At 36.4% G+C, this 22,903-nt stretch carries 16 protein-coding genes and 2 pseudogenes; 11 read left to right on the top strand and 7 right to left on the bottom strand.

Features of this window, described 5'->3' with window-relative positions:
* Window positions 1-53: 53 nt before the first annotated feature.
* From ABWU38_RS00940 to ABWU38_RS00955, 4 genes and pseudogenes are all read left to right on the top strand, one after another.
* The gene (locus ABWU38_RS00940) at window positions 54-863 is read left to right on the top strand and encodes an ankyrin repeat domain-containing protein (RefSeq protein ID WP_264732319.1); all 810 of its coding nucleotides are present in this window, start codon (window positions 54-56) and stop codon (window positions 861-863) included.
* Between the two features lie 932 nt (window positions 864-1,795).
* A complete protein-coding gene (gene mutS, locus ABWU38_RS00945; RefSeq protein WP_253309115.1) occupies window positions 1,796-4,309 on the top strand; it encodes a DNA mismatch repair protein MutS in 2,514 nt (837 codons plus the stop codon).
* Between the two features lie 773 nt (window positions 4,310-5,082).
* Window positions 5,083-5,205, top strand: coding sequence for a hypothetical protein (locus tag ABWU38_RS00950; RefSeq protein ID WP_265016654.1), 123 nt, complete (start codon window positions 5,083-5,085; stop codon window positions 5,203-5,205).
* A gap of 122 nt (window positions 5,206-5,327) precedes the next feature.
* A pseudogene (locus tag ABWU38_RS00955) lies at window positions 5,328-5,474 on the top strand (DnaJ domain-containing protein); the annotation flags it as partial.
* Between the two features lie 714 nt (window positions 5,475-6,188).
* On the opposite strand, the gene ABWU38_RS00960 reads toward ABWU38_RS00955, so the two are convergent.
* A complete protein-coding gene (locus ABWU38_RS00960) occupies window positions 6,189-7,253 on the bottom strand; it encodes a 5-(carboxyamino)imidazole ribonucleotide synthase (protein ID WP_253309191.1) in 1,065 nt (354 codons plus the stop codon).
* Between the two features lie 96 nt (window positions 7,254-7,349).
* Between ABWU38_RS00960 and apaG the strand changes: the two genes are divergently transcribed.
* The 4 genes and pseudogenes from apaG to ABWU38_RS00980 form a co-directional block, all read left to right on the top strand.
* Window positions 7,350-7,751 (top strand): Co2+/Mg2+ efflux protein ApaG, encoded by a 402-nt coding sequence (gene apaG / locus ABWU38_RS00965; RefSeq protein WP_353272320.1) that lies wholly within the window; start codon window positions 7,350-7,352, stop codon window positions 7,749-7,751.
* 331 nt (window positions 7,752-8,082) lie between these two features.
* Window positions 8,083-8,949, top strand: a complete 867-nt coding sequence (locus tag ABWU38_RS00970) for an Rpn family recombination-promoting nuclease/putative transposase (protein ID WP_353272321.1) — start codon at window positions 8,083-8,085, stop codon at window positions 8,947-8,949.
* Between the two features lie 409 nt (window positions 8,950-9,358).
* Complete coding sequence (locus ABWU38_RS00975; protein WP_253309139.1) at window positions 9,359-11,152, top strand: reverse transcriptase/maturase family protein; 1,794 nt, start codon at window positions 9,359-9,361, stop codon at window positions 11,150-11,152.
* A gap of 101 nt (window positions 11,153-11,253) precedes the next feature.
* Window positions 11,254-11,412: pseudogene (locus ABWU38_RS00980) on the top strand (transposase); the annotation flags it as partial.
* A 10-nt stretch (window positions 11,413-11,422) separates the two neighbouring features.
* On the opposite strand, the gene ABWU38_RS00985 reads toward ABWU38_RS00980, so the two are convergent.
* Window positions 11,423-13,021 (bottom strand): ABC transporter permease, encoded by a 1,599-nt coding sequence (locus ABWU38_RS00985; RefSeq protein WP_264687949.1) that lies wholly within the window; start codon window positions 13,019-13,021, stop codon window positions 11,423-11,425.
* A 129-nt stretch (window positions 13,022-13,150) separates the two neighbouring features.
* On the opposite strand from ABWU38_RS00985, the gene ABWU38_RS00990 reads away from it, so the two are divergent.
* Window positions 13,151-13,978: a rhodanese-related sulfurtransferase gene (locus ABWU38_RS00990; protein WP_265017441.1), complete on the top strand. Its 828-nt coding sequence runs from the start codon at window positions 13,151-13,153 to the stop codon at window positions 13,976-13,978.
* A 164-nt stretch (window positions 13,979-14,142) separates the two neighbouring features.
* Here ABWU38_RS00990 and topA read toward each other — a convergent pair whose 3' ends face one another.
* Complete coding sequence (gene topA, locus ABWU38_RS00995) at window positions 14,143-16,593, bottom strand: type I DNA topoisomerase (RefSeq protein WP_253309187.1); 2,451 nt, start codon at window positions 16,591-16,593, stop codon at window positions 14,143-14,145.
* Window positions 16,594-16,885: 292 nt separating this feature from the next.
* Between topA and ABWU38_RS01000 the strand changes: the two genes are divergently transcribed.
* Window positions 16,886-17,008, top strand: a complete 123-nt coding sequence (locus ABWU38_RS01000) for a hypothetical protein (protein WP_264687946.1) — start codon at window positions 16,886-16,888, stop codon at window positions 17,006-17,008.
* A 131-nt stretch (window positions 17,009-17,139) separates the two neighbouring features.
* On the opposite strand, the gene ABWU38_RS01005 is transcribed toward ABWU38_RS01000, so the two are convergent.
* Together ABWU38_RS01005 and ABWU38_RS01010 are read right to left on the bottom strand one after the other, a co-directional pair.
* Window positions 17,140-18,099, bottom strand: coding sequence for an IS5 family transposase (locus tag ABWU38_RS01005; protein WP_353272271.1), 960 nt, complete (start codon window positions 18,097-18,099; stop codon window positions 17,140-17,142).
* 86 nt (window positions 18,100-18,185) lie between these two features.
* On the bottom strand, window positions 18,186-18,323 hold the full coding sequence (locus ABWU38_RS01010; protein WP_353272322.1) for a hypothetical protein: 138 nt from the start codon (window positions 18,321-18,323) through the stop codon (window positions 18,186-18,188).
* Window positions 18,324-18,437: 114 nt separating this feature from the next.
* Here ABWU38_RS01010 and ABWU38_RS01015 point away from each other — a divergent pair, with 114 nt between their 5' ends.
* Complete coding sequence (locus tag ABWU38_RS01015; protein WP_253309186.1) at window positions 18,438-19,451, top strand: pyruvate dehydrogenase complex E1 component subunit beta; 1,014 nt, start codon at window positions 18,438-18,440, stop codon at window positions 19,449-19,451.
* Window positions 19,452-19,494: 43 nt separating this feature from the next.
* On the opposite strand, the gene ABWU38_RS01020 is transcribed toward ABWU38_RS01015, so the two are convergent.
* A complete protein-coding gene (locus ABWU38_RS01020; RefSeq protein ID WP_253309185.1) occupies window positions 19,495-19,836 on the bottom strand; it encodes a TrbC/VirB2 family protein in 342 nt (113 codons plus the stop codon).
* A gap of 1,229 nt (window positions 19,837-21,065) precedes the next feature.
* Window positions 21,066-22,862 carry a translation elongation factor 4 gene (gene lepA / locus ABWU38_RS01025; protein WP_353272323.1) on the bottom strand — a complete coding sequence of 599 codons (1,797 nt, stop codon included), beginning with the start codon at window positions 22,860-22,862 and terminating at the stop codon, window positions 21,066-21,068.
* Window positions 22,863-22,903: the final 41 nt, after the last annotated feature.

Raw genomic sequence — 22,903 nt, forward strand, 5'->3', positions numbered from 1 at the left:
GATTTATTATATTATTTATTAATGAGTAATGCAATCAAATCAAGGAGGATAGCATGACTGGTGACGATAACAGAAAAACTTTACAATCGATAATTGCTAGCGAAAATCACAGTATAAATAGAGTTGGAAAGTTAAAAGATTTCCTTAAACAAAACAAAGAAATAACTATTAATAAAGACACATTTGCATGTGCTTTACGATACCAAAAAACTACAAAGGAAGCAATAGTACACGAAATTCTGCTTCATTTTATACAAAATCCTGGCGAGCAATCACTAGAACAAGTGATACAATGCTTAGATAGAGCAATAAAACCTAGGATATATGCAAAAAACAACCCAATAAGAAATCTAGATGAGGAACTTCGTACTCATATAAACTTTAAAGATGAAAAGGGAAATACATTACTACATCATGCAGTTATAGGTAAGAAAACTGAAGAAATAATCACCCTTCTTGTTACATATAGTGCAAATCCTTTGATACAAAACGCGGATAATAAAATTCCTTTAGATTTAGCTCAAGGAGAAACAAAAAAAGTGCTTATTAAAAGTATGAAAGAACAAGCTAATACGAAAAAAGAAAGCGCTATGATAGGCAGTTTGGTGCCTGGCGTAATAATTGGTGGTTTTCTTGGTGTTGTACTTGGAGCTGGTGTGTGTGTTGCAGTAAGTCTTTCTGGTGGTATGATACTAGGTGTAATGATAGCACCTGTTCTTGTTGCTAGTATAGCTGTTGGGCTAGCCATGTATTTTTTGAGTCAAGACTATGAACAGGCTAAAGCGATAGAAAAAACTATTAGCACTGTTAGCTCTGAAATATCTGTTGATGGTGCAAAAAGAAGGGCCACAACCTACGTATAGCTGACCCAAGCAACACGTCATACCGCGATTCATTCGCGGTATAGATTCCGCTAACTAGTAGCGGAATGACGAATGGCTTTGTTGCATCGCTACTTATGAAAGGCTAACTATAGCTAGGATTATAAGCAACCTATTGAAAATCTTGTTTTTTTGCAATCAATCTGATCAAATTTAAGAATAGTAATTTATTATTTATATTAATAAACTTAATTCTATTGAAAATAGCTAAAGCATTGAAATTCTTGAATTTTAGCCGGATTAGTGAGTGGTAGTGAAATTTCTTTTACTCAAATTTAGGTATTCACTGACCGTTCTTGTTATAAATACCAGAATAATAAGCTACTGATATTCTCCATCTTTTTTATCTTTAATCCATCATAGCTAGCGATGCAACAAAGCCTGACGAATGTGTCGTTTTTCAAATTGTCGTAAGTCACTTTAGCTATAATACACACAAGGAGGGTGTCATCCCAGCGCCCCTATGATGTCATCCCAGTGCTTGACACTGGGATCCAGAAAAGTTTGCTTGTTCACAAGCAAACTAGCATGGAAAGTAGCTGATCTTACACTAAATGAATGTTTTTGATGAGGTTGCATAGAAGCTGGATTCCAGTGTCAAGCACTGGAATGACACCATTTGCTGTGCAATTTACCTTCAAAAATGAATGTTCGTACAGCTATGCGCGGTATAGATTCCGCTAACTAGTAGCGGAATGACGAATTTGTCGTTTTTCAAATTGTCGTAAGTCACTTTAGCTATAATACATACAAGGAGGGTGTCATCCAAGTGTCCTGACTACTTGGATCCAAGAAATTTAATTGTTTTAAATTTTCCCCTCTATACACCTATCTAAAATTTATGTTATTCACATGTGCAATATAATCTATAATAACATTGAATTTATTACCAATACAATATATTAAAAAATATTATGAGCTTCGTAAGAGAAAAAAACACCCCTGTGATGGAGCAATATTTGAACCTGAAAGCTCAATACAAGGATCATCTGCTATTTTATAGGCTAGGAGATTTTTATGAGTTGTTTTTCGATGATGCTATTAAAGCTGCGAAATTGCTGAATATAGTGCTAACCAAGAGGGGCAATTCAAATGGGCAAGAAATACCAATGTGTGGAGTGCCAGCACACAGTAGCGAATCTTACCTACACAAGCTAATAGATTTAGGATTCAAAGTAGCAATCTGTGACCAATTAGAAACTGCTGATGAAGCAAAAAAGAGGGGCTATAAATCCATAGTAAAACGTGATGTAGTACGAGTTGTAACTCCAGGTACAATTATAGAAGATTCGCTACTGGAGGATAAAAGCAATAATTATCTCGCATCCATAGTTGAACAAAATGACGAATATGCTATTAGTTGGCTTGAATTATCAACGGGAAAATTTTTTCACACTTTAACGAATTTGAAAGCTCTAGATAGTGATTTATTGCGTATATCACCAAGAGAATTATTAATTTCTGAAAAATTCACTGAGGACGAAAAAATTAGATCGATTTTAAAAAATTATAAAATATCAATTACACAACACGCACAGAGTTTTTTTGAGTATAGTAAATCTCACAGAACGTTATGCGAGTTTTATAAAATCAGGGAACTTGGGAGTATAGGAAATTTCAGCAAAGTAGAAATCATGGCGTGCGGTGCACTGCTTGAATATGTCAGAGTAACACAAAGGGGCTCCATTCCAAGGCTTGAATTCCCAAAAACCTATAAGCAACAAAATTTCATGCTTATTGATGCTTCAGCAAGGAGAAATCTTGAGTTGTTTTCAACTCAATTTGGTGAAAAGAAAGGTTCACTAATTTCAGTTATTGATCACACAGTTACAGCCTCTGGTGGACGCCTGCTCAAACAAATGCTCGCTTCACCACTTGCTTGCTCCAAGGCAATCAATTTGAGGCTCAGCACCGCTCAATTTTTTGTAAATAATCATGAGCCACGCAGAAAAATACGAGAAATATTATCTAACATTCCAGATATTGAGAGGTCTTTATCGCGCTTAATACTAGGGCGTGGTTCACCAAAGGATATGAACCTATTAAAAATAGGCCTAGAAAAAACTTTAGAGTTGTCTGAGTTCTTATGTAAAATTGAATCAGGTGAAAATGGATCTCTCCCACAACAATATGTCATCCAAGTAGCTGACACTGGAATCCAGATGCAGATTCCAGCGTCACGCGCTGGAATGACAGTAAAATCAGACGAGAGTGAACTAAGCACAATACATAAAAGTCTTGGTAATCATAAAGATCTATTCGAGCTTCTAAACAGCGCTATACTTGATAATAACCTCAGTTCCGTGAAAGAAGGAGGATTTATCAATCCAAAATACAACTCAGAATTATCTGAGTTATCTTATATATTGAACAACAGTAACAAGTTGGTAACTAAGCTCCGTGAGTCTTATCGCGACCTAACTGGCATTGCCGCACTCAAAATATTACACAACAATATACTTGGTTATTACGTTGAAGTGTCAGCAAATCACAAAATAACTTCGGACATATTTATTCATAGGCAAAGCTTAGCAAATAGCATGCGCTACACTACTAATGAATTGAAAGAACTAGAAAATAAAATTCTTACGGCACGTGATGCTGCAATCAGCTTAGAAGTGAAAATTTTTAGTGAACTGTGTAGTGAAGTCGCTAAAGAATCTGAAAAAATTGCTCTTGCTGCAAATGCTTTGGCAAAACTTGATATTAGAGCCACTTTTGCGGAGCTTGCAGTGCAAAATAATTACGTAAAACCCATTATCGATGACAGTAAAGAGTTCAATATTCGCAATGGAAGACATCCAGTGGTTGAAGTTAACGATAAATTCATTGCAAATAGCATCAATTTAGCTGGTATACATCTAATTACTGGTCCTAATATGGCTGGAAAAAGCACTTTCTTGAGGCAAAACGCTCTCATTGCAGTTTTAGCTCACATGGGGTCATTTGTGCCAGCAGAGAGTGCGCATATTGGAGTGATTGACAAGATATTTAGCAGGGTTGGTGCAACAGATAATATAACAGCTGGTTATTCTACCTTCATGGTAGAGATGATCGAAACAGCAACGATAGTAAATCAGGCAACAGATCGTTCCTTGGTGATACTTGATGAAATTGGTAGGGGCACAGGAGTGTATGATGGCTTATCTATTGCTCAGGCGGTGATTGAACATATTCACAATGTAAATAAGTGCCGCGCCATTTTTGCAACTCATTATCATGAATTAACTAAAGTAAGCAAATACTTGAAGAACGTGAAATGTTTTTGTGTAAAAATAAGAGAGTGGAACGGAGAGGTTATCTTTCTACATGAAGTAATTGAAGGCATTGCAGATGAGTCATATGGAATACATGTAGCAAAACTTGCTGGTTTTCCTGATTCTGTTTTAAATAGAGCAAGTGAAGTATTTGAGGAGCTAAAGGCTTAAGAGGAAATTCTGATCTTACCCAGAAAAAGTAGAGAGAACCCTATGATATTATTTTTTGTAACATTGTTATACACGTCATGATAGTGAAGCTATTTATTTATCTTCGCAATCTGTGCAGGTTAATGACAAAAAACTTAGGGTATTTGGCGTCTCATGTTTAATTTTTCGCACTACGTGCATCGCATGTCTTTAAAAATTTTTAGGTTTTTACCTATATAAGCCGAAACGCGCTTACAAAGCGTTTAAGACAGCAAAAAACGTCAAATTGACAAGGGAGAATTTGAATACTAGCTACTCTGGGTTTTCTTTGCCTTTTTTCCTGCTTGGTAAATTTCTTAAACACTTGCGGTGTAGGTGAGTTGCATTTAAAAGCAGCTAAATTGCAGTGTTTAAGACTTAAAAAACGCCAATACTGAAAATAGACAATGACTAGGGCTTCTTTTGCCTTTTTTTTCGTTTGGTAAATTTCTTAATGTTTATAGCTAAAGTAACTTAGGTTCACCGATAACCGTCATCCCGCTACGTGTTAGCGGGATCTATGTTAAGAGATACCGCGAATGAATCGCGGTATGACGTAGGGCTACAGGTGTCATCCCAGTGCCTAGACACTGGGATCTAGCCTTTATTATTTGGTTGAAATTAAGTCTTCTGGATCCCAGTGTCAGCTACTTTCATAACATCATCATAAAGTAAAATGAGATCCCAGTGTTAGCTACTTGGATGACAGGGGAAGGTATTAGGACGACACCGTCATAAAGTAAAATGAGATCCCAGTGTTAGCTACTTGGATGACAGAAGAAGGCACTGGGATGACAGAAGAAGGTACTGGGATGACAGGAGAAGGTACTAGCCTGACAACCGTCATCCCGCTGCTTGTTAGCGCCGTGGCGGTATGAAGTAGGAAGCTATAGTATATAGAAATTCCAGCATTGTCTACATCTCTACTTTTCCTGGGTGAGTTCACTTGATTTTTATGTCATATGATGCTAATATATATTATTTGTGAGTTGGGGTATATATGGCTAGGAACTACTATGAAATACTAGAAGTAAATAAAGATGCTACTCCGGAAGAAATAAACAAAGCTTATAAAAAATTAGCACTGAAATATCATCCTGATAAACTCCCACCTAAAAAAAAAGAAAGATATCGAGAATTGTCAGAAAAGCAACGTGGTGGTGGTATTTTATCTGAGTCCGAATGGCTTTGTTGCATCGCTAGCTATGATGGATTAAAGATAAAAAAGATGGAGAATATCAGTAGCTTATTATTCTGGTATTTATAACAAGAACGGTCAGTGAATACCTAAATTTGAGTAAAAGAAATTTCACTACCACTCACTAATCCGGCTAAAATTCAAGAATTTCAATGCTTTAGCTATTTTCAATAGAATTAAGTTTATTAATATAAATAATAAATTACTATTCTTAAATTTGATCAGATTGATTGCAAAAAAACAAGATTTTCAATAGGTTGCTTATAATCCTAGCTATAGTTAGCCTTTCATAAGTAGCGATGCAACAAAGCCAGTCAGCGTTAGCCATAACACAACACTTTTATACTCACCAACTCAGTATCCAATCTTGGATCCAAGTGCTTGACACTGGGATGACAAGAGGGGCTACTTGGATGGAAACCAGTGTCAGCTACTTGGATGACACCCTCATAAAGTGAAATGAGATCCCGCTAACACGTAGCGGGATGACGAGAAAGGGGCTACTCAGATGACAACAAAGGGGCTACTTGAATGACATCCTTCCTGGTGTGCTCAAATAACAATGTTCGTACAAATACGTGCTAGAGTGACACCGTTTACTATGTAACATCTCATCATATCACAATGTTCGTACAGTTGTGGCAGAATGACGTAGAAAAACTATTAACTTAAATCTATATTGACATGTCCCATTTTACGCTTATCTCTAACCTCTTTTTTTCCATATATGGTTAAACTAGCTTTTTCGTTGCTCAAATACTTATGAGAATCATATATATCGTTACCTATTATATTTTTCGTCATACAAGGAAAGCGTAATACTACTTCCTGCATAGGTAGCCCGCATATTATCCTAACCAGCTGTTCAAATTGACTAACGTTACATGCATCCAAGCTCCAGTGGCAAGAATTGTGAGGTCTTGGAGCTAGTTCATTAACTAACAATTCGTTATCTTTAGTAACAAAAAATTCAATAGCCAGAATTCCTATTACATCGAGCGCATTTGCTATTTTCTTTGCAGCTCGTTGTACCTCTTGAGTTAATTTGCTATCTATTTTAGCTGGCACTGTTGAAGTATCAAGTATTCCATCAACGTGGTAATTTTCTGCTATAGGAAAAAAAGCTACTTTACCGTTTTTATCTCTTGCAATGACTATTGAAACCTCTTTCAGTAAATCAACACTTGCTTCAAGAATGTACTCTGTATTCCAATCAAAGGAAGCAAATTGCTTCACTTCAGAATCATTCTCAAGCACATATTGCCCTTTTCCATCGTAACCCATTTCTGTTGTTTTCAGCCTTGTTGGATAGCCAAAAGTTCTACTGCTTTTCAGTAGCTCATTATAATTTTGTATACTTTTGTATTCAGCAGTTTTTATACTCAAGCTTCTAATGAAATCTTTCTCTCTAAGCCTATTTTGCGCAATGTGTAACGCTTTTTTACCCGGATAAAAATTTACATCGATATCAATTGCACTACATGGAATATTTTCAGACTCAATAGTGACCAAATCCACACTCTGTGCAAAAGATTCAAGCGCTTTCTTATCAGAGAAATCTGCTATTGTGAAATCATCAGCAACAGAGCAAGCCGGATCGTCCTTAGCACTGGCAAAAACATGTGTTTTTTGTCCAAGTTTTGTTGCAGCGATAGCAGTCATTTTACCTAATTGTCCACCACCTATTATTCCTATTACTTTTTTGCTAAGCGCATCTGGTTCGTTCATACTATAAATTGATATTTCCTAATTAAAGTATACTTGAAAAATCTATGAAAAAAGTATATAATTAAAATACTATCTTTTTATCATGAATATTCTATAATGATAGAGTACACACTAACTACCAACTTTGTTGAAGTTACAGTTTTACCAATTTATATTGAAGAGCAATCCATTCCTTATGAAAATTGCTATATATGGATGTATAACGTTAAGATAAAAAACAAAAGCCAATCAACTATTCAATTATTAAGTCGTCATTGGCAAATAATAGATTATAAGGGAAAAATAAATGAAATTGCCGGAGTTGGTGTTATCGGAGAACAACCTGTGATAAAATCTGGAGAGGTATTTAAATACACAAGTGGAACATACTTAAATGCACCGTCAGGAATAATGCAGGGTAAGTATGAATTTCTGAATGAAGAAAGAATAAAAATTTTTGAGGTTATGATACCACCCTTTTCTTTGGATAGTCCATACGTCAAAACTAGACCCCATTAACTATCAAAATAGTTTATTTGTAACCAGACTGTATTCTGTGATTTTTAGCAAAACATGATCTTTCATTTGAGCTTTCTTCAATTTAAAATAAATACAGGAAATTGCTGCCTATAGCTAAACTGACTTAGATTTACCGACAATTTGAAAAACCGTCATTCCGCTACTAGTTAGCGCCGCGGCGGCATGACGATAACCTCGTCATCCCGCTACTTGTTAGCGGGATCTATGCTAAGAGATACCGCGGCAGCATAGCTATAGCTATCTTCAAAAATATGGTTGAATAATTGTTAATAATAGTGTATAATTATTAATATTTTCAAGCATTTTTGCCATGGCTCTTTCAAAATTTCTCGATCCTCGCAATGATTTGTGTTTCAAAAAAATCTTTGGAACGGAAAAAAATAAGAATATCCTGATCCACTTTTTGAACGATATTTTAGGGTTTACTGAGATAAATGCAATACAAGAAGTTGAGTTTCTTAGCACTATTATGGATCCCGAAGTTGCCTCTGATAAACAAAGTATTGTTGATGTTCTCTGCAAGGATTCTCATGGAAATAGATATATAGCAGAAATGCAGCTCGCTAGAGACAAGGGCTTCGAAAAACGCGCTCAATTATATGCCGCTAAAGCCTACTCAAGACAATTAGATAAATCTGGCAACTACATTGATTTAAAGAAAGTCTTCTTTATTGCTATTTCCAATTGTAACTTACTTCCTGAAGAAGTTGGTTATATCTCTACTCATAATATACGTGATATAAAAACCAACGGCCATTACTTAAAAGATTTTCAATTTGTCTTTATTGAGTTACCTAAATTTACAAAAAGCAAAGTAGAACAGCTAGAAAGCATAGTAGATCGTTGGCTATTTTTCTTTAAATATGCTGAAGAAACGACAGATGAAGATCTAAAGAAAATTGCAGAAAAAGCGCCAATAATAAAGCTAGCATATGATGAATTAGACAAGTTTCGTTGGAACGAAAAAGATTTAGTAGCTTACGAAGAAAGAATAATGGATCTACGGAAAGAAGAAGCCATTCTTGAATACAGACTTGATCTTGCTGAAGAGAAAGGGTGCGCCGTGGTACGCATTAAGAAATACTTAGCAGAGCTAAGCGGGGTTCAGAATAAATGGCCTCGAGGTGAACAACTAACTTTAACCCGAAAGGGAAGGAGGACAAGAGCATGTATGTAAAGCGAGAGTTATCTGAAGATGTGTAAGATAACGGCTTGCAACACCTGATCAATATGGTTAAAGCTAAACTGCTTGAATTCTAATCTTCAGGGGTGGGACTTCACATCCATGGGTATCGCATTTAAAACCCCATGTCTACGGTAAGCACAGATTAAACTTTCGTTTGTGTGACATTCTGGCTGTAGAACGATAAGTAGTGAACTTATTTAAGAGGATGAATGGAAAACCTAAGTTGATCTAGAACAGTTCTTAGTGACGGAACATGGGATGACCTAAGGAACGCGAGTTCTATGGTTACGGAGTCATCGTAGTAGTCGTGAAAGTAACGAATCACCGGGGAGCGTGGGAAAGCCACATACAGGGCAAAGGGTGACAGATAATTGAATGTTGAAATTGGGAGGTACGCAAGATGCGGAAAGCTGAAACAATACTTAACATTATACGTGAACGTGGACAAAGAAATTTGCCGGTTAAAAACGTATATCGCCTACTTTATCAGCGTGATCTTTACCTTCGAGCGTATGGCAAACTTTGTCGTAATAAAGGTGCTATGACAGAAGGTGTGACAACTGAAACAGTTGATGGTATGTCTTTGGAGAAAATCGATAAAATCATAGAGGATTTACGCTATGAGCGATATCGGTGGACACCAGTAAAACGTATCTATATTTTAAAGAAGAGTGGTAAACGCAGGCCGTTAGGATTGCCAACATGGTCAAATAAGTTACTTCAAGAAGTAATCCGATTAATATTGGAAGCCTACTATGAGCCTAAATTTAGTGAATGTTCACATGGATTTCGACCAAAGCGTGGATGCCACACTGCATTAAGAGCAGTAATGCAAAAAGGCAGAGGTACAAAATGGTTTATAGAGGGAGATCTCAGTGCATGTTATGACTCAATTGATCATACTATGTTGTTGAAAATACTGAGTGAAAGCTTCCAAGATAACCGTTTTATTCAGCTAATCAATCGACTGCTAAAAGCAGGATATATGGAAAATTGGAAGTACAATAAGAGTCATAGTGGGGTACCACAAGGTTCTATTATTGGTCCAATTTTGAGTAACATATTACTCGATCGGTTAGATAAACATGTGGAACATATACTAATACCAGCAAATAACCGAGGTAAGCGAAGAAAGACAAATCCAAAATATTTAAGGTTAACCATGCAAGTATCGATGATGAGAAAACAAGGGAACTGGGATCAAGCAAAACAACTGCGTCAATTAGTGCAGGGTATGCCATCTAAGGATTCTTGTGATCTAAATTATCGACGTCTTTGGTATGTTAGGTATGCTGATGATATTCTGGTAGGGTTTGCAGGACCAAAAAATGAAGCTGAACAAATTAAAAATGAGATTGCTAAATTCCTCAATGAGGAGCTCAAACTTATGCTTAATGAAGATAAAACGCTTATTACACACGCGTGTGATAGCAAAGCCAATTTTTTAGGTTATAAAATACACGTCTTGCATGCAGATGATAAACATGATCATCGGACACAACGATGTATTAACGGTAGTATTGGGTTACGTGTACCACATCATATAAAGCAGAAAAAGTGTTCTGAATATATGCGTTGTGGAAAGCCTATACATTTACCTCAACGTACACTTGATACAGCTTACAGTATTGTTGCTCAGTATCAAACTGAATATCGAGGAATTGTACAATATTACAAAATGGCCTACAACCTTCACACACTAAGTTATTTGAAGTATGTGATGGAAGTATCATTAGTAAAGACTTTAGCATCTAAATACAAAACAACTTGCAGGAAAATTTATAGAAAATTTGGTGCAATGATTGAAAACGACGAAGGTGAAAAACGAAAAGTCATCCAAGTCAGAGTAGATCGTTTACCATCAAAGATACCATTAATTACACACTTTGGTGCTGTGTCACTAAAATGGAATAAATGGGTAAGTATAAGTGATAACCTTATACCAATATGGAATAAGCGTAGTGAAATAGAGCAAAGACTATTGGCACAAACTTGTGAATTATGTAAATCACAAGAGCAGATTGAAGTACATCACGTACGTAAACTTGCTGATTTGCTAGGTAAACGTAATACTGAGCTACCGAAATGGAAAAAGAGAATGATTGAACGACAGAGGAAGACTCTTGTTGTTTGTCATGAATGCCATAAGAAAATCCAATATGGAAAATATGATGGTGACTCCTTAAAACGTTAGATTATTGGAGAGCCACGTGATACGGAAACGATCATGCGTGGTTCGGAGAGGGGTTGTTGGAAAAGTACTTAACAAGTAACTCGCTGGCTGCCCACTCTACTATACAAAAAGGTATAGAGAAAGGAAAAATTGAAGGGAAAATTGAAGGGAAAATTGAAGTCGCAAAAGCAATGCTGGCTAATAATGTTGATGTCAACACTATTGTCAAGTTTACTGGCCTTTCTATTAGTGAGATTGAAGAATTAAGTGGAAATCTGTGAACGGTTACGTTTATTTTTTATCCTTATCATCAAGTGTAAATAAGGTTATTGTAGAGATTAAGCCTATTATAACTATTATCAACGAAAATGGGGCAGCTTCTCTATAGCGCTCATCGCTTACAAGTTCATATATTCTAGTTGATATAGTTTCAAAACTAAATGGTCTTATAATGAGTGTTGCTGTGAGCTCCTTGATAGTATCCATAAATACGAGCAAAAATCCCGATAATATACTCTTCTTGATGAGAGGGATATGAACATTCAAACATGTGGAAATAGGCCCATGACCCATGGTATATGCAGTCCACTCAATTTCATTTGGTGTTTTTTTGAGCCCTGATTCTACCGCCTTGAAAGATATAGCAAAAAAACGAAATAAATATGAGTAAACTAATGCGCCAATAGTTCCTACCAAGCTAATTTCCACAATATATTGAGTAATGAAAGAAGATATTCTGCTTAAAAATATTATTATGCTAATTGCGATAATTGCATTTGGAATTGCGTAGCCTAAAGAAATGAGACGTGCTACATTATTGATTACCTTACTTTTACGCGCCGTATATCCAATCATTATTGCAATGCTAATTGAGATTAATGCGGTGATAAATGATAAACTAACGCTATTTGCTATTATATTATAGAACCTTGCTTCGTATATGAAAAACCCCTTCTCTATGCTCCAATATATGAGCGGAATCATTGGCAAAATAAAACCTATTAATATCGGCAATACACACATAAGATAAGCAAAGATCAATGGTATAGTGCCACTTACACTCCGTTTGTTGTGATAATCTGCATTAGCGTTGATTGAAGAGTAAGATATTCCTTTTTTTTGTAGTTTCTTTTCGATAGCTATTAGTGTTGCAACGAAAATCAATTCTGCAACTGCTAAAACAGTAGTTGAATATTTATCATGCAGTAAAAACCAGGTGCGATATATTCCTGTCGTAAAAGTATCGATAGCAAGAAACTGTGGTGTGCCGAAATCCGTAATTACCTCCATTAGTACCAAGGACAACCCAGCTATAATTGATGGACGTATGGAAGGTATGATGACAGAAAACAGGCTCTGTAATGAGGAGAACCCAAGTGTTGACGCAATAGTGACTGAGTTACTAACATTCTTTAGACTTGAGCGGACTAGCATATAAACGTATGGATATAAACTAAATCCCATTACTAATATTCCACCACCTAGGGATTTTATTTCAGGAAACCAATAGTCACCTTTGCTCCACTCTAAAATGTCTCTTAATGAGCTCTGCACCGGACCTGAAAATTCTAGTGTATTTACATAGACGAACGCTACTATATATCCAGGAATCGATATCGGAAAGAACAAAGCAATCTCAAAAATTTTACTTCCAGGAAATGAAAAAAATGTGGTGAGCCATGCTGGAATCACTCCAAATATGAAGGATATCCCCCCCACTCCTATCATCAAAATTAGCGTACTCAGTATATATTCAGGGAAAAGTGTGCTGATTACCCATCCAGAATTTGCTGATTCTGTAAATAGAATCGATATTAACGATAGTATAGGACAGACGAATAATATACTTACTAAAAATAAGAATATATTTTTAAATACTCTCAAAAACATTAATTTGGATCTATATTTGATATTAAAATGTTATATGTAAAAACTGAAGATATCCAGTAATTAACAGCCGTACTATTGAATATCTTTATAATTTTGTATATCATGTTTTTAGTTGATAAGTGAATAATCATGAGCTTCGTCATTGCAACTTTCTATCACTTTGTAGAACTCTCTAATTATTATGACATGAAAGACGAAATAAAAACTGCATGCGACAACATTGAATTAAAGGGTACTATACTCCTTGCAGAAGAGGGTATTAATGCAACCGTATCTGGTGAAAGAAACGCGATTGATAAAATATTCGATTTTCTACGTTCTGATTATAGGCTAAGGGACCTTACATGGAAAGAGAGTGCAGCAGAATATCAACCATTTAGCAAGATGAAGGTAAAATTAAAAAGAGAGATTGTGAATCTTGGTGTAGGCAATCTTGATATTTCCCTTAAGGGTAAATATGTTGATCCAGAGCATTGGGATGATTTTACTTCTCAACCTGACGTTTTAGTAATAGATACACGAAATGAGTATGAAGTGAAATTAGGCAAGTTTAAAAATGCAATCAATCCACATACTCAGCGTTTTCGCGATTTTCCTGAGTGGGCAAAGTCTTTCTCTGAGAGTAAAGACCTGAAAGTAGCTATGTACTGCACTGGTGGGATTAGATGCGAAAAATCAACAGCGTACATGAAAAATCTTGGATTTAACAATGTATACCACCTGAAAGGCGGCATTCTTTCTTACCTTGAAAAAACTTATAATAAAAATGGTAATTGGGAAGGTGAGTGTTTTGTTTTTGATGATAGAATTACTGTTGACAACTCACTTACTCCAAGCAACACAATAAAATGTATATTCTGCTCAAATCAAGTTTCAACGGACAAGCTGAAGTCAGTTCCACGTGGCCAAGTGGTTTGTTCTGATTGTAAACTTCAGTGTTATAGCTATAATAAATAAAACATCATGCCGCTGCAGTTGTATGCACGTTGTGATTTGAGAGCAACCTCTACCAGAAAGGGTGTCATGCCAGTGCCCAGACACTGGCATCCAGGTTCTTTTTTTCTAGATTCCAGCGTCGCGCGCTGGAATGACAATAAAGAGCATATGGTTATGCAAGAAGTCTATTTCTTACCCTTAATCAACTCTAAAGCCTTCTTCAAATCTATGCTTTCAATATCTGCATTCTTACCCAAAGCAACGTTTGTTCTATCGCATTTTATATAGAATCCGTACCTACCGTTGCAGATGAAAACTTCTTTTCCTTTTTCATTAACCCCGAGAGATTTTAACTCTTTGCGTGGACTGTTTGCAATAATTTGTACAGCTTCGCTCAATTCTGTATTCAGCACCTCTTTAGAGCTTTTTTTAAGAGAAAAATATCTACCATCATAAAAAATATAGTACCCAAATCGTCCAAGGCCTATTTTTATTTCCTTTCCGGTCTCAGGGTGTTCTCCGATTACTTTTGGCAAGGAAAGTAACTGAGTAGCGGTATTCAGATCAATATCATTAACATTTAGATCCTTTGGTATGGAAACTGTTTTTTTCTTTTTGGACTCACTATTAAACTCAAGGTAAAGCCCAAAAGGACCTTTTTTAATTACTACCTCTTGGCCTGTTATATCATCTACACCTAAACTTTTTGGATATTCTAAATTGTCATTACTACCTGTAATTTCTTTTGTATGGTTGCATTCAGGATAGTTAGAGCATCCAAGGAACACTCCTGCTCGCCCAAAGTTCAATTTTAATATACCATCAGAGCAAGCAGGGCATTTCTTACCTATTTCTTCTTTTCCTTCCTCTGAACAAAACCAATTAACTACCAAATCGTGAATGCCGCTGAAAACTTCATCATGTGTCATTTGCTTGACAGAATTTACATGACCAAAAAATGGCACCCAAAAGTGGCTCAATTCTTTTTTCCAATCTGCATGTCCATTTGAGATTAAATCAAGCTTTTCTTCCATTTGTGCTGTGAAATCATACTCTACACAACGCTGAAAAAAAGTTTCTAAAAATATGGTAACGATCTTACCACGACTGCTTGGAATAAATCTTTTATTATCCAGTGTAACATACTCACGATCCTGCAATACCGAAATAATTGTCGCATAAGTTGATGGACGGCCTATACCGATTTCCTCCATTTTTTTAACGATACTTGCTTCACTATAACGAGGTGGCGGTTGAGTGAAATGCTGTTTTGGCTCAACTGAAATCAGCTTACACGCTTCCCCTTCCTTCATGGCAGGTAGCAGGCCTTCATTTTCGGCTTCCATGTTATCTTGATAGACTTTATAAAAACCATCAAAGAATATACTTGATCCACTTGCTCGCAGAATCACTTTCTGATCAGTAGAACTAATTTCAACTACCACTTGATCAAGAATCGCCGATTCCATTTGACTTGCAATGGTTCTTTTCCAGATTAAATCGTACAATTTAAATTGCTCTGGCGTTAAGTAATCCTTAATACTACCCGGCGTTCTATTGATATCAGTTGGACGAATTGCTTCATGTGCTTCTTGAGCATTTTTGACCTTTTTTACATATTTACGAGGAGACTGTGGTAAATATTTATCACCATATAACGACTTAATTGACCCTCTAATTGAGTTTATAGCCTCATCTGCAATATGAAACCCATCTGTACGCATGTAAGTTATCAACCCTACAGTTTCACCACCAATATCGATACCTTCATATAAATTTTGCGCTATGCGCATAACATTTTTCACATTAAAATACAGCTTATTCACTGCATCTTGCTGTAGAGTAGAGGTAATAAATGGAGGAAGCGGATTTCTCTTAACTTGCTTGCGTTCTACTGTGCTTACAGCATATTGCCTTGATTCAATCTCCCTGACTAAGTTCTTTGCTTCTTCTTCATTTTTAATATCAAATTTTTCTAGCTTCTTATTGTCATAGTGACTCAGCATAGCAAAAAAAGCCTCATCTTTGCTATTTTGCATTTCTGCCTTTATGCTCCAATACTCCTGTGTTATAAACTTACTGATTTCATCTTCTCGTTCGCATATAAGCTTTAATGCAACAGATTGAACTCGCCCCGCAGATTTGCTTCCCGACAATTTTGTCCACAGCAGCGGTGACAAGCTAAATCCAACTAGATAATCCAAAGCTCTGCGTGTTTGCTGTGCGCGCACTAAGTCCATATTAATTTCACGTGGATTCTTTATTGCTTCTTGAACTGCTCTCTTTGTTATCTCATTAAAGACTACTCTATAAATGTTGTTTTCATTACTGATTGCTTTCTTTTCTTTTAATGTCTCTATCACATGCCAAGCCATTGCTTCCCCTTCTCTGTCTGGGTCTGTTGCAAGATATATATCTGATGCTTTACTCGCTGCTTTTACTAACTCTTTTATATACTTTTCTGCTTTTTCAATGGTTTCATACTTTATAGCAAAATCATTATCCGGATCGACAGAACCGTTTTTTGCTGGAAGATCCCTCACATGTCCAAAGGATGCAGCTACTTTGAACTCTTTACTTAAATATTTGCCTATTGTCTTTGCTTTCGCAGGTGATTCAACTATTAATAATGCCATATTGTTAATTATTTTAGTATTTAAAGATAATATGTTGAGAAATATACGATGAAAAGTAAAAAAATATTTTAATAGGTCTTGTGAATTTTACAGAGTAGGTTGTTCATGGTTTCCAGAAAACCCTTAGACCTTGCTATTTTCAAGTGAATTTGAAGGTCTATTACAATAGTATATGATTGCAGCAGCAACCAGACAATAAGCTCCAACTGCTATTCCCACTGCTATAGCTAACCCAAGAAAGGTTTACCTGAAGGATAGAATAAGTTATAATGGCATATTAAAGAGATGAAAAATGCCAAGCCCATATAGTGAAGACCTCAGAGAACGAGTTCTCAAAGCAGTTGATGAAAAAACAATGACGATAAAAAGAATTAGTGAAATATTTAAACTGAATATAAAAACAATATATTTATAGAGGAAAAGGAAAAAAGAAACAGGAAACATAAAGCCATCTTCAGGCTATCAAAAGGTGACTGAGCCTCATCGGTGGCAGAATCTGGGTGGCTTTGTTGCATAGCACTGATAGGCATGTAAATCACAGTGAATTTACGCAGCTAATTTAAATTTAGCCATACCTATATCAGTAAATTTGTTCAATAAGTAGCACTTAATTAACAGCTCTTTTTCACGATTTACCTCTGATTTATTTTTCAAGCCAAACCCAAATATTTGCTTCAACCTATAGAAAAAGACTTCAATATAAGACCGTGCTCCATACTTAACTTTTTTCTTCCATTCATTAATACCATCTTCATAATTCTCATATGACCTAATTCTACTAATATACTTGTTTCTTTCTGATAAGTAGTCAGCTAAACAAATTTTAGTATCCTTCCTAGGGCGAATAATAGGCACAATATTGTATTTTCTGCATTCTTTATACACACTTTTTATATCATAAGCCGCATCTGCTCGAATAGAACAAATGTTATATTTATCACTGACTTCTTCTAACATATCGCAGACCGGCAAATAGTCTACAGCAACACCACTAGTGTAGTTCATGCTTATTGCTTTCTTATCATTTATGTTTAAAACAACATGTAATTTTCTTACTTGACCATAACCACTGTATTTTCTTTTTCGAATATTAAGCTTACTATGCCCACCGTTCTTATTGTAGATACTAACTCTAGTGCTATCTACGGCAATTTCAACATTTTCCAGATCATCTTTATTGCTTCTATGGTCATCAATCTTCAAATTAAGCTTTTTAAATCTTCTGGAAGCTTGTGTATAGCTGATAATCTTAAGTTTTTTGCCTATTTGTACCATATAACCTTTTACAAAACCTACAGCTTGTCTCAAGCCAATTCTAAAAAGATGAACTATTATGTGTATTAAAATTACAACTTTATCACTATAAGTGTTATTGCCACCTGCAACTTTTGGACTATTTTCATACCAATTTTCTATGGCTTGATTAACAAAATGAAAAACATTTCCTCTTTTTTTGAGAAACTCGTTATATTCTCTTTGGTTACTTACTCTCATTTTTTGTGGCATAAGTTGTACTTGTTTGAAAAATGCCTATTTTACAACAAAATGCGTTAGTAGCCATATATTAAAAAGCTTTTCTTCTTACAATAACCTCAACCAACACTAGCTATGCAACAAAGCCAATCTGGGTCATGAGGTCTTCTTCCTACACTCCATGTAAGAGCAGACAGTGCCTCAAAAGAACTGCCACCTATCCACTCTGAGAAGTTATTATCTTCTCTTGCTTTCAACCAAGTAATACTTATTCATATCATCTGGGTAAGGTCAGTTTGTAAAACTTAATTTGTACGCTTCCTAGTAATTCTGATATAGTTACTTTAGTTAAAGTCTATAAAAGTTTATAAATGGCAACCTTAAGTGTAAGAGAAGCTTTATGCACAGCGATCAGAGAAGAAATGCAAAACGACCCTGACGTGTTGATCATCGGTGAAGAAGTTGCAGAGTATGATGGTGCCTATAAAGTAACAAAAGGATTACTGAAAGAGTTTGGAGAAAATAGAGTGGTTGATACGCCTATTACCGAACATGGATTTGCTGGCCTTGCTGTTGGAGCAGCATTCGCTGGATTAAAGCCAATTGTCGAATTTATGACTTTTAATTTTTCTATGCAGGCTATCGACCAAATCGTGAATTCTGCAGCAAAAACAAATTATATGTCAGGTGGACAACTTGGATGCCCCATAGTATTTCGTGGGCCAAATGGTGCTGCAGCAAGAGTTGCTGCACAACACTCTCAATGCTTTGCATCTTGGTATTCGCATATACCGGGATTAAAAGTGATAGCACCTTACTTTGCCTCCGATTGCAGAGGTCTGCTTAAAGCTGCAATTCGTGACCTGAGTCCGGTAATATTTCTAGAAAACGAAATAGCTTACGGACATGAACATGAAGTTTCTGACTCTGAGCTGTCAAATAAAGATTATCTACTTGAGATAGGCAAGGCTGCTGTTATACGGGAAGGAAAGGATGTAACTATCACTGCTTTCTCACTGAAATTAATGGATGCTTTAAACGCAGCAGATTTACTTTCAGGTGAAGGTATAGAAGCTGAAGTTATTGACCTCAGAACCTTAAGACCACTTGACACTCAAACTGTTATTAACTCTATTCAGAAGACTAATAGGTTAGTTAGTGTAGAAGAAGGATGGCCATTTGCAGGAATAGGAGCAGAGCTGTCAGCCGTTGTTATGGAACAAGGATTTGACTACCTTGATGCTCCAGTTATGCGCGTAACTGGCAAGGACATCCCCTTACCTTACGCTGCAAATCTAGAAAAAAAAGCATTACCACAAGTGGAAGATATAGTTGAAGCCGTGCATCAGGTCTGTTTTAGAAAAAAAATAATTTTTAACTTCTAATACAATATATAAAAGCAATTTACTGGCAAAATGTTATCGGAATTTATTTCTGTTTGTCCACTCCACATTGGTCCATCAAAGAAGTATTTCCACCTATACCACCCATTACTTTTGTCACAATAGTTTTAGCACCGAAAAATACAGCACAAAATATACCGAGTGCAAAAAGAGCTGGCCATGGCATTCTACCAAATATCGCAAGCAAAGCTGCACCTATTATCACTACGGTCATAAGCGGTCCACCTATTCCCCAAACGTAGCCAATAATATTACATATTACTTGAGCAGTTGTATCAGCATTAGTGTCAGCGGCAGCACTCCCAACATGAGAAAAAGAAATAAATAATACTATAAAAAGAATATTAAAAACTTTCCTAGGGTTCATCCCTATACCTTAAATTTAGATATTGCAATTATACCTAAAATACTATAATTTTTAGTAAAGCTAGCATAAAGATTGAATAACAAACGGTGCCACAAAAGTAGTTGACACACAACTGCACGAACATTGTAATATGGCACGATATCACATAGTAAACGATGTCATCCCAGTGCCCAGACACTGGGATCCGTTTTCTTTTTTCTAGATTCCAGCGTCACGCGCTGGAATGACAGCAGTCCTATGTCATACCGCCGCGGTATCTCTAGATCCCGCTAACACGTAGCGGGATGACGAATTGCTTAACCGTAATACCGCCACGGCGCTAACAAGTAGCAACTGTTCTCCCTCGTCATACCGCGATTCATTCGCGGTATCTCTTAGCATAGATCCCGCTAACAAGTAGCGGGATGACGAGATGCCACCGCGAACCGTCATACCGCCACGAACCGTCATACCGCCGCGGTATCTCTAGATACCGCTAACAAGCAGCGGGATGACAGCAATCCTACGTCATACCGTGATTTATTCACGGTATCTCTTAGCCGCTAACAAGTAGCGGGATGACGAGATGCCACCACGAACCGTCATACCGCCGCAGACCGTCATACCGCCGCGGTATCTCATCCGCTAACACGCAGCAGGATGACAGCAATCCTACGTCATACCGTGATTTATTCACGGTATCTCTTAGCCGCTAACACGTAGCGGGATGACGGTTGTCGGTGAACCTAAATTACTTTAGCCATAAATGTTTGAGAAATTTACCAAACGAAAAAAAAGGCAAAAGGAACCCCATGGTTGGCTAATTATCTATATTAACTTTATAAATTGGCGTTTTTTACTCTCAACGCTCCAATTTAGCTACTTTTATAACAAAATTGTAAACGTTAAGAAATTTACTAAGCAGAAAAAAAGGCAAAAGAAACCCCGTGTTAGCTAGTTGTCACTCTCTAATCCTGCAAATTGGCGTACTATACTGTCTTAAACGACTTATAAGCGCGTTTCAGCTTATATAGGTAAAAACCCAGAAATGTTGTGAAGACATAAGGTGCACATAGTGCAAAAAATTAAAAATAAGACGCCAATACGTTGTTTTCTTGCTGTTTAATCTGCACAGATGAAGATAACTGAATACCTCCAGTACCATGATAAGGAGGCTGGCGGAGTTTGTCAAGTAAGTTTTTTCGTTTCTAACGGTTGTTGCCAAAAACTATACAAGAAGTCTTTTAAGATCAATCACTTATCTTCAAAGCTTGAATAAAAGCATTCTGTGGAATATTTACGTTCCCTATAGAATGCAACCTTTTTTTACCCTTCTTTTGCTTTTCAAGTAGTTTCATTCTTCGCGTTACATCTCCACCATAGAGTTTAGCTGTTACATCTTTTCTATATGGATTAATCGTTTCTCTGGCAATAATTTTCCCGCCCACTGCCGCTTGAATCGCGATTTTATATTGCTGACGTGGTATTAGATCCTTCAAGCGTGTGCATATTTCACGCCCCCTTTTTTCTGCTCTGCTTTTGTGAGCGATACAAGCCAGTGCATCTACGGGCTCTCCATTAATTAAAAAGCTTAATTTATCTATTTGGCTTACCAGATAGCTGGAAATTTCCCAATCCAAACTTGCATACCCCTTGGAAATTGATTTTAATCGATCATAAAAGTCAAAAACAACTTCAGACAGTGGTAACTTATATCTTAACAATGCTGTTGTTGTGTTACCAATGTAAGATAAATCTTCCTGTTCTCCCCTCCTCTCTTCACATAATGATAGAATCTCACCTAAATATTGGTCAGGGACCATTATAGTTGCAGTAATCCACGGCTCTTCTACCATTTCAATCTTTGTTGGATCTGGCATGTCACTAGGATTATGAATGCTCAGAACTTCACCACCTTGCGTTGTAACCTTATATATAACACTCGGTGCAGTTGCTGTTAGATCTAAATCAAATTCTCTCTCGAGCCTTTCTTGAATAACTTCAAGATGCAATATTCCCAAAAAACCACAACGAAATCCATAGCCTAGCGCATTTGAAGTTTCTGCTTCAAAAGTAAAACTTGCATCATTCAAATGTAATTTTTCCAGTGCTTCTCTTAAATATTTAAAGTCGTCCGTTTTATTAGGAAAAATACTACAAAATACCACAGGGTGCACTTCTTTAAAACCAGGCAATGCCTTGCTGCACGGTCTTTTCTCTTCAGTAATAGTGTCTCCCACTCTACAGTCTGCAACTTCCTTCATTGAAGCAGTGATAAAACCAACTTCACCTGCTGAGAGTTCACCTGTCATTACTTTTTTAGGAGTAAAAATACCGATATTGTCCACTTGGTATGTAGAGTTATTAGACATCATAACAATCTTCATGCCCTTTTTTAGCACTCCATTTTTAATTCGTACTAAAATTTCTACTCCCAAATAAGTGTCATACCAACTATCAACTAAAATTGCCTGTAGTGGAGCATTCACATCACCTTGAGGAGCTGGAAGTTTTGTCACTATAGCTTCTAATACATCCCTTATTCCAAGACCAGTCTTGGCTGATATTAAAACTGACTCACTTGCGTCAATGCCAATTACTTCCTCAACCTGGAGTTTTACCTTTTCTGGATCTGCAGCAGGGAGATCAACTTTATTGAGTACAACTATTATTTCATGATTGTTGTCAATAGCTTTATATACATTTGCAAGAGTCTGAGCTTCAACACCCTGGCTACTATCTACCACTAAAAGTGAACCTTCACATGCAGCTAAGCTTCGACTTACCTCATAAGAAAAATCAACGTGACCTGGGGTGTCCATGAGATTTAGGCAATATTGATTACCGTCGTTTGCCGTATAATTGAGTTTTACCGTCTGTGCTTTAATTGTAATGCCACGTTCACGCTCTATATCCATTGAATCGAGTATTTGATTGATCATTTCTCTTGCTTCAAGGCCGTTACATTTCTCTATTAAACGGTCAGCAAGCGTTGACTTACCGTGGTCTATATGCGCTATTATTGCAAAATTTCTTATGTTGTTCATTTATGGCCTACTATACTTAATTAGTAAAACTATTTTACATT

This window comes from Wolbachia endosymbiont (group A) of Urophora cardui, assembly GCF_964028435.1.
Taxonomy (GTDB): Bacteria; Pseudomonadota; Alphaproteobacteria; order Rickettsiales; family Anaplasmataceae; genus Wolbachia.